The organism is Clostridium intestinale DSM 6191, assembly GCF_900130055.1.
GTDB lineage: Bacteria > Bacillota > Clostridia > Clostridiales > Clostridiaceae > Clostridium_T > Clostridium_T intestinale.
In genome coordinates this window covers 40037-51989 of the sequence record NZ_FQXU01000020.1, presented here as the reverse complement: position 1 = coordinate 51989, position 11953 = coordinate 40037, and the positions used below count along the sequence as shown (strand labels likewise).

11 protein-coding genes and 2 tRNA genes are annotated in these 11953 nt (G+C 29.4%); 2 read left to right on the top strand and 11 right to left on the bottom strand.

Going from position 1 to position 11953, the window contains the following annotated elements; genetic code table 11:
• Positions 1 to 6: 6 nt before the first annotated feature.
• The 5 genes from BUA92_RS21375 to rph form a co-directional block, all read right to left on the bottom strand.
• Positions 7 to 80 (bottom strand) — tRNA-Gly (locus BUA92_RS21375).
• A gap of 16 nt (positions 81 to 96) precedes the next feature.
• Positions 97 to 172, bottom strand: a tRNA-Pro gene (locus tag BUA92_RS21370).
• Between the two features lie 120 nt (positions 173 to 292).
• Complete coding sequence (locus tag BUA92_RS21365; RefSeq protein WP_073022673.1) at positions 293 to 772, bottom strand: metallophosphoesterase; 480 nt, start codon at positions 770 to 772, stop codon at positions 293 to 295.
• Positions 772 to 1398 (bottom strand): XTP/dITP diphosphatase, encoded by a 627-nt coding sequence (locus tag BUA92_RS21360; protein ID WP_073022672.1) that lies wholly within the window; start codon positions 1396 to 1398, stop codon positions 772 to 774. Before BUA92_RS21360 ends, BUA92_RS21365 begins: the two co-directional genes overlap by 1 nt.
• 4 nt (positions 1399 to 1402) lie before the next feature.
• A complete protein-coding gene (gene rph, locus BUA92_RS21355) occupies positions 1403 to 2152 on the bottom strand; it encodes a ribonuclease PH (protein ID WP_073022671.1) in 750 nt (249 codons plus the stop codon).
• Between the two features lie 121 nt (positions 2153 to 2273).
• Between rph and BUA92_RS21350 the strand changes: the two genes are divergently transcribed.
• Positions 2274 to 3668, top strand: a complete 1395-nt coding sequence (locus BUA92_RS21350; protein ID WP_073022670.1) for a hypothetical protein — start codon at positions 2274 to 2276, stop codon at positions 3666 to 3668.
• Positions 3669 to 3714: 46 nt separating this feature from the next.
• Here the strand turns inward: BUA92_RS21350 and BUA92_RS21345 are convergent, their stop codons facing one another.
• Positions 3715 to 5223: an ABC transporter substrate-binding protein gene (locus BUA92_RS21345; RefSeq protein ID WP_073022669.1), complete on the bottom strand. Its 1509-nt coding sequence runs from the start codon at positions 5221 to 5223 to the stop codon at positions 3715 to 3717.
• 153 nt (positions 5224 to 5376) lie between these two features.
• Here BUA92_RS21345 and BUA92_RS21340 point away from each other — a divergent pair, with 153 nt between their 5' ends.
• Positions 5377 to 5604 (top strand): hypothetical protein, encoded by a 228-nt coding sequence (locus BUA92_RS21340; RefSeq protein WP_021800414.1) that lies wholly within the window; start codon positions 5377 to 5379, stop codon positions 5602 to 5604.
• A 64-nt stretch (positions 5605 to 5668) separates the two neighbouring features.
• On the opposite strand, the gene BUA92_RS21335 is transcribed toward BUA92_RS21340, so the two are convergent.
• From BUA92_RS21335 to BUA92_RS21315, 5 genes are all read right to left on the bottom strand, one after another.
• Positions 5669 to 5944, bottom strand: a complete 276-nt coding sequence (locus tag BUA92_RS21335; protein ID WP_021800413.1) for a hypothetical protein — start codon at positions 5942 to 5944, stop codon at positions 5669 to 5671.
• A complete protein-coding gene (gene ligA / locus BUA92_RS21330; RefSeq protein WP_073022668.1) occupies positions 5941 to 7929 on the bottom strand; it encodes an NAD-dependent DNA ligase LigA in 1989 nt (662 codons plus the stop codon). The genes BUA92_RS21335 and ligA overlap by 4 nt, the downstream gene beginning before the upstream one ends.
• A gap of 28 nt (positions 7930 to 7957) precedes the next feature.
• On the bottom strand, positions 7958 to 10240 hold the full coding sequence (gene pcrA / locus BUA92_RS21325) for a DNA helicase PcrA (RefSeq protein ID WP_073022667.1): 2283 nt from the start codon (positions 10238 to 10240) through the stop codon (positions 7958 to 7960).
• Positions 10241 to 10395: 155 nt separating this feature from the next.
• Positions 10396 to 10701 (bottom strand): YerC/YecD family TrpR-related protein, encoded by a 306-nt coding sequence (locus BUA92_RS21320; protein ID WP_021800410.1) that lies wholly within the window; start codon positions 10699 to 10701, stop codon positions 10396 to 10398.
• A gap of 310 nt (positions 10702 to 11011) precedes the next feature.
• Positions 11012 to 11731 carry a pseudouridine synthase gene (locus tag BUA92_RS21315; protein WP_073022666.1) on the bottom strand — a complete coding sequence of 240 codons (720 nt, stop codon included), beginning with the start codon at positions 11729 to 11731 and terminating at the stop codon, positions 11012 to 11014.
• Positions 11732 to 11953 lie beyond the last annotated feature (222 nt).

Sequence of the window (11953 nt, the reverse complement as noted above, 5' to 3'; positions counted from 1 at the left end):
TTTTATTGGAGCGGGTAGTGGGAATCGAACCCACCTTACTAGCTTGGAAGGCTAGAGTATTACCAATATACGATACCCGCTTATTAAATTTAAAAGTGGTCGGGGTGACAGGGATTGAACCTGCGACCTCATGGTCCCAAACCACGCGCGCTCCCATCTGCGCTACACCCCGCAATGTCGCTACCATCTCGCGGCGACAATGATTATTCTACACGATATATTTTAATACGTCAATACCCTTTTTAAATTTTTTTATTACTTTCTAAAACATGCATTAAGTCTAGCTCTTTATTCACACTCTAATCTCATATAAATAAGCACTTACTGGCTTATCTTTATTAACCTCTAAAAAGGCTATTGTCCTTGCATTAAGCCTTGGCAGAGAAGGACTTCCAGGATTAACAAACAACACTCCATCTTGCTCTACAATTAAGGGTATATGGCTATGTCCAAATAGTGCAACATCTACTTTTTTCTCAAGTGCTGAATAATATAATGTGTTAATTCCAGCCTTAACATTATATCTATCCCCATGAGTAATTAATATTTTTTTACCCTCTATATCTATCAATAATTCTTTTGGAATTGAATTCTCAAAATCACAATTTCCTTTTACTCCATAAACTGTTCCTGTAAATTTTGTTTTTAATTCATCTAAGTCACTTATATTATCTCCTAAATGAATTAAGATATCAGCTTTAGTTATTACATTAGCTACTTTTTTTATATATTCACTAACTCCATGGGTATCTGAAACTACTGCAACTAACATTATTCCTCCTGTTTATTTAATAGTTCTTCTATTTCATTCTTAAGTTTATTTAAAGCATTAGCTCTGTGACTAATAGAATTTTTTTCTTCTGAAGAAAGTTCTCCAAAAGTTTTGTTTAATGGCTCATAAAAGAATAATGGATCGTACCCAAATCCACCTTCTCCTTCTTCCCTTTCAGTAATAAATCCCTCAACTGTACCTTCTATTACTTTTTCAACATTATTGCTATCAATTAGTCCTATTGCACATCTAAAGTTTGCTTTTCTATCACTTTTTGGTATCCCTTGAAGCTTTAAAAGCAGCTTATTATTATTACCTTTATCGTCACCATGTACACCAGAATAACGTGCAGAAAAAATACCTGGTTCTCCACCTAAATAAGGAACCTCTAAACCTGAATCATCTGCCATTACAATAAAGTTTTTATAATTATTTTTCTTCAAAATATCTGCTATTCCTCTAGCTTTAATCAATGAATTTTCTTCAAAACTACTTCCGGTTTCCTCTATATCAACATCTATGTTTAGATCAGATAAACTCATTATATCTATTTTAAGTTCTTTTAATATTTCTCTTATTTCTTTAACTTTATTTTTATTGTTTGTTGCTAAAATCAACTTCCTCATATCTCTATTTTCTCTCTCCTGTCCCTATCCAAAGAGCATCCATCTTTAAAGCTTCTTTTTGAGCCAAAATCATTTGTTTAGCACCTTTTTCAGCTAAAGATAAAAGATCATTTAATTCATTTCTATTAAAAGGAGCCTCTTCTCCAGTTCCTTGAACTTCCACAAACTCGCCCTCATCAGTCATAACAACATTCATATCAACTTTTGCATTCGAATCCTCTTCATAACATAGGTCAATTACTTTTTGTTCATCAACTATACCTATACTTACAGCTGTAACAAAATTTCTTATAGGATAAACCTGAAAATTTCTTTCCCTATGAAGCTTGTTAACAGCATCCACTAAAGCTATGAACGCTCCAGTAATTGATGTAGTTCTTGTTCCACCATCTGCTTGGATTACATCACAATCTATCCATATGGTTTTTTCTCCCAATGCCTTTAAATCAACAACTGAACGTAACGCTCTTCCTATAAGTCTTTGTATCTCCATTGTTCTTCCATCAATCTTAAGCTTAGCTATATCCCTAGGCTTTCTTACATGGGTAGATCTAGGCAACATATTATACTCTGCTGTAATCCATCCTTCACCTGAACCTTTTAAAAATGGAGGAACTTTATCCTCAATAGACGCTGTACATATAACCTTAGTTTCTCCAACTTCTATTAATACAGATCCCTCTGCAAACTTAGTATATTTTCTTGTAATTTTAACTGGTCTTATTTGTTCATTTTTTCTTCCATCGATTCTCATGCAATCACCTTCCCGTATTATTTTACTACTTTTAATATATAAATGTATTATTATTATGCAACATTTTGTTAATATTTTCATATTATTTATATAAGGATTAATTTAAGAGGTGGAATTTTATTTGAGATATATAGGACCTTTTTTCAGAATGAATAGTATTTCTGCTGAAGAAATAAAACATCAACTTTTCTTTTTTTCAAAAGAATCATTAAAAAACATTGTACTAAATTCAAAGTGTGGAATAGTTCACTACACAAAATCAAACAAAAAACATTCATCCAATTCTGATAATAACATATTTGATAAGTATTCACCACTTCTATGTATTTATAAAAAAGGGAATCCTAAGATTGTTTCAAAAAGTAATTTATCTTGGGATGAAAATACATTTAAGAAAGAGATAAATGTAATATCAAATGCTCTTATGACCTTAAGTATACTAGAGTTATCTGATTACTACTCATTTTTTAAAGATGTAGATAAACAACTATATGAATTATCAGAAGTTTATAAAAAGTTAGCTAAATATCAACTTGATTTTTATTCTACATCATTAAGAAGTCCAGAAGGATTTTTTGTAGACAAAAAAACATCGTCTTCAAATGACAGTACTTTTATAGATAAAAAAAATAAATTTAAATTTTCAGATCAAGCATTTATGATGTGTGCTTATTATAACTATTCTAATTTAGCGCCTTCTGATGATGATGCTGCCGTTTATAAAAATTTTGCTTTAGATATACTAAGGATGTTATCTGATTTTAAAGAAGAAATTTATTCGCTATCAAGTCAAGAATGCAATAAGCTTTGTTTAGCTTTAAATATCTTTTACGACTATTCTAAAGAAGAAAAAAGTAAAGAACTTGTTCTTGACTTAATGGATTTAATTAAAGAAAAACATACTTTTAATGAGCTATCTAATGAAGATATAGAGCTTACAACCTTAGAAAATATAAACTTCTATTTAACTTATAAAAACACTGGTTATTTAGACTTTAAAGAAGATTTTATGTCCTTTTCTAAAAAACACTTAGAGCTTTTTGATAGTGATAAATCTATTTTTAATAAAAACTCAGATAAAAAAGAAATAAAATACTCTTCAACAGAGTTATTGAATTATATGTTTAGTTCATTAATTTATTTTGTTGATGAAGATGCCGATAGTAGCTACGAAAACAATATATCATCTTTGTACAAAAGAATTTTATTAAATGGGCAACTTACTACCTCTTGGCCTGATGTTCCCGATATAGATTCAGCTGAGCGATATAGGAATGCCTCATTAAGATCTGAAGACATGTTTAATGAACAATTATTTAAAATCTCTAATATATCCGATTCTTCAGACCTATGTCCTGTTTTCAGAAAAGAAATTACTTATTCCAAAAAGAAAGAAACTATAACTCCTTCAAAAGATACATTTTATGCTCAAAGAAATATGATGATCTATTTTTTAGCTATATATTTATTTAAAAAAGACATCATACAAAAAACATTTGATATATCTGAAGTTTAAACATCAAAGGTGAAAGCACCCCCAAAAAAGGAAGCTTTCACCTTTATTATTCTGTGCTTCTACTTACATCTTCTCCAATAACCATACTGCTTAAAATTATATTCCCATAAAAATCTTTATTTAATTCTTTTATATCATTCTTTTTTACAATTATAGACTCTTTATTATATAGTGGAATACAATAGTTTTCTTTAACCATATATTTAACTATATTCTCCTTACTCTCTTTACCCTCAAATTCTTTCATCTTCTTATCTAAACTCTCATCTTTATATATTCTATTTAAAACATCGTTATATATCTTATTATAGTCTCCAATATTATCAGTACTACCTATATAAACAGAAAATTTTCCATTCTTTATTTCTTGTTCTAATTCTTCTGAACTAAGAAGCCTATAATATATTATTAAATTATCTTTTTTACCTTGTTCAGAAATAAATTTTAAAACCTCTTTGTTGTATTCAGTATTTAAAGAAACTATATTAATACTTTTTAGTTCCATCAAAGAGCTTGCAGGTTCTATTCTGCTTACAGAACTGCCATTTTCACCCTTATTACTAGAAAAATCATTTATTAAATTAGATGGAATAATATTTTTAAATTCTTCTGTAGACATTATTCCCTTAACATACTCTCCAAAATCTTTTCTAAGCTTGCTATTATTAAATACATTATCCTCTTTACTATTATAACTAATAAACGTATTGCTATAAGAAGGACTTTGAGATATTTCATTTCTACTAATTAAGTTAGGTAAATAACTTAATGGGGGGTCTTTCATTACATTTATCTTATTTGTTTCATAGCTAGCAAGAGCAGACTCATTATCATTATAGGAGATTATATTAATTTTATCTTCTCCATTTCCTTTGTCATAATATTTAGGGTTTTTCTCAAGTACTAATTTCCCTGATTCTTCTATACTACTTATTTTGTATTGCCCAGAATATGGTATGTTTTTATAATAGTCTTTATAGGAACTAAGTTTTGTAAAATCTTTTTTTATTTTAAATTTATTTTTTGTTAGAGTATCTATAAACTTATCATCTTTATAATTTAATCTAATTTTAAAAAGTTCACCATCTGAACTTATAGCTACTAATTTCTCAAAATTCTCTTTTTTATTAAAATAATCAGTTACACCATATATAGATTTTAACTCTTCTAAATCATCAATGCTTTTAGCATTATTAATAAATTCTTTAAAAAAAGTTACAAAATCCTTTGATGTTATCTTTTCTCCATTACTCCAATAGATATCTCTTCTTATTTTAAAAGTGTATTCAAGCTTATTTTCACTTACTGTATAACTCTCACTTAATTGAGGTTTAATATTACCTTCACTATCCTTATATATTAATCCATCAAATAAAGCTGACAAAAGCTCATCATTAATTCCAACACTACTTTCTAATAAACTTGTAGGTAAATTGTATACTCCATAATTAAGTTCATCGCTTGGGGAGTAAACATTTGTCGTATCTATTTTTTTGCAGCTCATTAACACTAAGGACAATATTAAAACAATAACTAATGTTAATTTTCTCTTCATATTTTACTCTCCTTTTTTAAACATTCTTCTTAATTATTGACAAAATAAAGTAATTTAAACTGCAATTTTAAATATTAATTACATTATTCTAGGTTATATAGGAAGATATTTCGTGTTATAATATTAATATGTTTTTTAGTGGAGGTATTAATAATGAAAATACTGTTAGAGATCTTAGGCATATTATCTATGCTTACTATAATGTTTGTTGCAATCTGGGGTTTTATTGTTGCAAAACAAACTTACGCACAAATGAAATATCAAAATTATCTATTGGAAAAACTGACTCAAAATATTTATATGTTAGTTCAAAATAATGTATCTATTTCATGTAATGGTTCTAAAAAAACTAATGAAATCCATGATGATTCTAATTTATAAAGTTTAAATATACATAAAAATAAGGGATATATCTAGATTTTAGATATATCCCTCTTTAAATAAATTACTTTACTAAATTGCTTAAAAAAAAGATTGATGCTACTGATAATATAAAACATATAAAGGTATATAGATATTTTCTTAGTCCAGTATTATTCATCCAAAACTTAAATCCCCAGGCTATCATAGTTACTGTAATGGAGACTTGTAGGGGATAATATCCTGTAAAAATTTCATTGATATATACATATCTATAAGAAGTTAAAAAGGTTGCAATAATAACTACTATAGATACAACTGCTGCTGTAAGACTGATTGCATTTACAGCTTTCTTAATCATATCATATCCTCAAACTCTTTCTCAGATAATACTGTTACTCCTAGTTCTTGAGCCTTTGTAAGTTTAGATCCTGCCTCTTCTCCAGCTATCACATAATCCGTTTTCTTACTTACACTTCCTGATACCTTTGCCCCTAGTGACTCAAGTTTATCTTTAATAGAAGATCTTGAGTAATTCTCTAATGTTCCAGTAACTACAACAGTTTTACCCTCAAAAATATTTTCTGATACCTCAATCTGCTCATACCTAGGTTTTACTCCTAGACTCAGTAAATCATTTATAGTATTTATTACTTGCTCCTCTTTAAAGAACCCTACTATACATTCTGCAACTATTCCTCCAATATCAGGTACATCAAGTAACTCTTCCAGATTTGCCTTTATTATATTATCTAAAGTTTTAAATCTCTTCACTAAATCCTTTGAGGTTTTAACACCTACATTAGGTATTCCAAGTGAATATATAAATGCATAAAGCTCGCAGTCCTTACTCTTTTCTACTGCATTTAAAAGATTAGTAGCCTTCTTTTCTTTAAACTTCTCTAAGGATAATAACTCTTCTTTATTTAACCTATATAAATCTGATATAGATTTAATATCTAACTTTTCAAATAACTGCTCAGCTGTTTTCTCAGAAAAGCCTTCTATATTCATAGCTTCTCTAGATGCAAAATGAACTATAGTTTTTACAAGTTGAGGTTTACAAGAAAGAGTATTTTCACAAAAATAATGTGCACCATTTAAAACAACATTTCCATCACAATAAGGACATTTAGTAGGTGGAGTTATTTCCTGAGTATTTTCTAAAGAGCTCTCAACTACTCCCATAATCTCTGGAATAACATCATTACTCCTTCTTACAAACACTTCTGCTCCTATTTTTACACCTTTTTTATTAACGTCATCCATATTATTTAATGTTGCTCTTTTAACTGTTACACCAGCTAACTCAACAGGTTCTAATATTGCTGTAGGAGAAACTCTTCCACTTCTTCCAACATTCCATTCTACATCTAATAACTTCGTAGTTGCCTCTTGTGCTTCAAACTTATATGCTATAGCCCATTTAGGGAATTTTATAGTATATCCTAAAAGCTCCCTAGTTCTCATGTCATTAATTGCAATTACTGCACCATCTATATCATAATTTAACTCAAATCTTATGGATTTAATATATTCTATTTCTTTATTTATTTCCTCTAAAGTAGTGCAACGTTTCATATAAGAATCTATAGGAAATCCCTTATCTTTTATAAAAGTTAACATCTCTTCATATGTAGTGAACTGAGTTCCTTCATTATATCCAATATCATAAAAGAAGGCAGATAGATTTCTCTTAGCAGTTTCTTTGACATTTAAATTTCTTAAAGCTCCAGCAGCTCCATTTCTTAAATTCTTAAGAGGTACAGCAGCACTACTATTGTAGTTATCGAAAGCTTCCTTGGTCATTATAGCTTCCCCATGAATCTCAAACACGTTATGGTTATCTATTTTTAGTGGAATAGTTTTTATAGTTTTTGCTTGTGCAGTTACATCCTCACCTATAGACCCTGTACCACGAGTTGCAGCTACCTGAAGAATCCCATCATTATTATAAGTTAAGTTAAGAGTTAACCCATCAAACTTTTTAGTAATTATATAGCTTATCTCTGGAAGCTTATCAGAATTATTTTTATTGTATTCATTAATAAACTTTACATTTCTATTATGCCAATCTTGTAATTCTGTAGAAACTTGAGCCTTATCTAAACTCCACAGTCTTCCTTTGTGGACATATTTATTAAACTCAGGAAGAACTACATCTCCTACTCTTTGTGTAGGGGAATAAGGAAGGATTACCCCTTCCTGTTTCTCTAGCTCAACTAATTCATAATACATCTCGTCGTAATCTTTATCTGCAATGGAGGGATTACCTAATACATAATACTCGTAGGCATATTTATTTAAATCCGTTGCTAATTGCTCCATTCTTTCCTTGTTATCCATATTAATGACCTCCTGATATTTACCTAACTTATAATAATTCTAAAGAAGCCATGCTGAGTAATAGTGTCTTTATTCCTTGTGAATCAAATGCAATAGTAATCTTAACATCATCATCTACTTCAATAGCTTTAACTATGGTACCTATACCAAACTTAGGATGTTTAACTTTTCTTCCTAAAGTGGCCTCACCTTTAGTCAGCATCTTCTCTGAATCTTCGTTTAGAATATTATTTAACTTCTTAGTAGCTTCTGCAGAGCTAATAAATTTATTACCTTTTGAAGCATTATTGCCATAAGAATTTCTTAGAGTATGTGGATTACCTCCACTTATATTGTAATTAGCATATGCAGACTTACCTCCTGCAAGTGTCCCTGAGTGTTTAGTAACATTAACATACTCCCTTAATTCTGTAGGGATCTCTGCTATAAAATCTGATTGTGGATAAGCAACAGTTCTACCAAAAACTCGTCTAACCTCTGCCGACGTCATATATAGGAATTCTCTTGCTCTAGTAATTCCAACATAACAAAGTCTTCTAGACTCCTCCATCTCGCTTTCAGAATTAAAAGAAGATGCCCCTGGGAATAACCCATTCTCCATACCAACCATAAATACTACTGGAAACTCTAGTCCTTTAGCTGAATGAAGAGTCATTAAAGTTACTGAGTCTGCCTCTTGATCAAAATTATCTACATCTTGAACTAAAGCCACCTTTTCAAGGAAGGCTGCTAAAGAATTATCCTCTTCATTTTTCTCAAAGTCAACTGCTGCTGAAACTAATTCCTCTAGGTTTTCAACCCTACTTAAGTCCTCTGGATTATTTGATTCCTTAAGCTCTTTTAAATATCCAGTATTCTTTAAAATATCTTCAATTAAATTAGATATAGGCATACTTTCACTATACTCAATAAGTTCTTCCATTAATGCAGTAAATTTGTTTATAACCGTTACATTTCTAGGAGTTAAGCTTGAGATATTTTCTGCTTCAATTAATGAATCGAATAAACTCATTTCATTGTCAGCTGCAAATTGTAATACCTTATCTACAGTTGCATCCCCTATACTTCTTTTCGGAACATTAATTATTCTTCTAAGATTTACAGAATCGGTTGGATTATTTATAACCTTTAAATAAGCTAATATATCCTTAATTTCTTTTCTATCATAGAACTTAAGTCCACCAATTAATCTATAAGGAATACCTCTTTTTATAAAAGTATCTTCAAATATACGTGATTGTGCATTAGTTCTATAAAGCACTGCAAAATCTCTATATTTTCTATCCTCTTTTCTACCATTTTCAATAGTTGTAGCAGCAAAATTACTTTCATCCATATCTGAAAAAGCTCTATATATTTTTATTTTTTCTCCTTTTTCAGCTTCTGTTCTTAAAATCTTGCTTTTTCTTTCGCTATTATTTTTTATAACAAAATTAGCCGCTTCTAATATATTCCCCATACTTCTGTAGTTTTGCTCAAGCTTAACAGTTTTACACCCTGGATAATCTTTTTCAAAATCTAATATGTTTCTTATATCAGCACCACGCCAAGCATAGATGCATTGATCATCATCCCCAACAACACAGATATTCTTAAACTTCTTTGCAAGGAGTTTGATAAACTCATATTGGGCTTTATTAGTATCTTGATATTCGTCTACCATTATATATCTGAATTTTCTTTGGTAAAATTCTAAAACTTCTGGTTCTTTTCTAAATAAATCAACTGTTTTAAAAATTAAATCATCAAAGTCTAAGGCATTGTTTTGTTTTAATTTTTTTTGATATAATTCGTAAACTTGAGCTATTTTTTCTTCTCTAAAGTTACCTTGACTCTCTAAGGTTACAGAGGATGGATTTTTTAAGTCATCCTTAGCTTTACCTATTTTAGATAAGACTTCACGATCTTCTATATCTTTATCATTTATGTTAAGTTCTTTCATACATTGCTTAACTAAAGACTTTTGGTCATAGGAATCATAAATAGTAAAATCCTTTTTATATCCTAACTTTTCTATTTCTCTCCTTAAAATCCTTACACAAGATGAATGGAAGGTAGATATCCACATATTTTCTGCTTCATCCCCAATTAAAGCTTTAACTCTTTCCTTCATTTCTCCAGCTGCTTTATTGGTAAATGTTATAGCTAAGATATTATATGGTGCTATCCCTTTATCTTCTATCATATATGCAATTCTATGAGTTAAAACTCTAGTTTTTCCTGAACCTGCTCCTGCTAATATAAGAACCTGCCCCTCTATAGTGGTAGCTGCTTCATATTGCTCTTTATTTAATAACTTTTTCAGATCCATTTTAACCTCCTTGAATACTAAATAAGAAAGTATGTTCTTTCTTATGTAATTAGAAAGAGGAATATATCCATATTCCTCTTTATATTATAAACTATATTTCATTATATCATAATTGAAACTATAAATTTAACATATTAATAAAAATTTCCCATGATTTAATCTTCGTTCCAATCTATTCTGCTAATAACTCTATTATATCCATCGCTTCCATAATTGATACACTTATTAACTCTGCTAATGGTTGCGGTGCTGGCCCCTGTAAGTTTTGCAACCTCAGTGTAAGTTTTGCCATCCTTAAGCATCCTTGCAACTTGAATCCTTTGATCAATTGCTTTAATCTCATTTATTGTACATATATCTTCAAAGAATCTATAACAATCTTCTTTATCTTTTAAACTTAAAATGGCTTCCATTAGATAATCCATTTCCTTGCTTTTTAAATTTGACTTATAAGTATCCATAAATACACTCCTTTAGTCGCACATTCGTCTTTACCTCTTATTATATTTTAATAAAGTAAAGTAGTAAAGTAAAAGATAAAAACAAAAACGCAACCCTTGGGGCTAGGTTGCGTTTTAGCAATAAGCAATAAATAAAAAGGGGGCTATTTATTCCTTTTATTTATCCTTGCAAAAATATTATATGTTAACTTGTACTTAATTGCAAGGAATTTCTGAAAAAAATATTGTATCTTCTTGTCTACATGAATGATTTTACCTCATTTCTTGTAAACGTTCGATAGGTATAGTATCGTTATCTAAAATAGTGCTTTTAATCTTCTCTTCTTAATACTTTTAATTCCTCTTCAGTTAACTCTCTATATTCTCCTTCTTCTAAAGATTCATCTAAAGGTAACCCTCCAAAGGATATTCTTCTTAAATAAACCACCTTTTTCCCAACACTTTCAAACATTCTTTTAACTTGATGGAACTTCCCTTCTTGCAAAGTTACATGTACCCTTGCCCCCTCAGTCTCTGATTCAATAATCTCTAATTTTGCAGGCATACATTTATAACCATCATCTAGCACTATCCCTTTTTCAAAAGCCTTTATATCCTCTTCATTAACACCTTTATCAATTTCTGCATAATAAACTTTATCAACATGGTGTTTAGGCGATATTAATTTATGATTTAGCTCACCATCATTCGTTAAAAGAAGTAATCCTACAGTATCCTTATCTAATCTACCTACAGGAAAAGGCTCAAATATAGCATCTTCTGCATACAATAAGTCCACAACTGTTTCATCATATTTATCGTGAGTAGCTGAAATCACCCCATCAGGCTTATTCATCATTAAGTATATGTATTTTTTATATACAATCTCTTCACCATTCACTTTTATTACACTTGCTTCAGGATCTACTTGCACTCCATTATCTTTTGCAAGTTTTCCGTCAATTTCTACTAATCCTTTTTTCACTATTGACTTTATTTCTTTCCTACTTCCATAACCTAAATTAGAAAGTATTTTATCTAATCTTTCCATTAAGAAACCTCCTAGTTAAACTTATATAAAATTATATACTAATTTTCAAATTTAACCTAATTGTCCTTTGTTAAAACTTAATTGTCAACTAAATAATTATAAAAATCAAAATTACGTTATTTAATAAGCAATATTTATCTTAAATAGATAGTAGTTTAATAATTTATTTTGTACAACCAGATATTTTTTCATCAATATGATAAAAGTAATTTTTAAAACTTA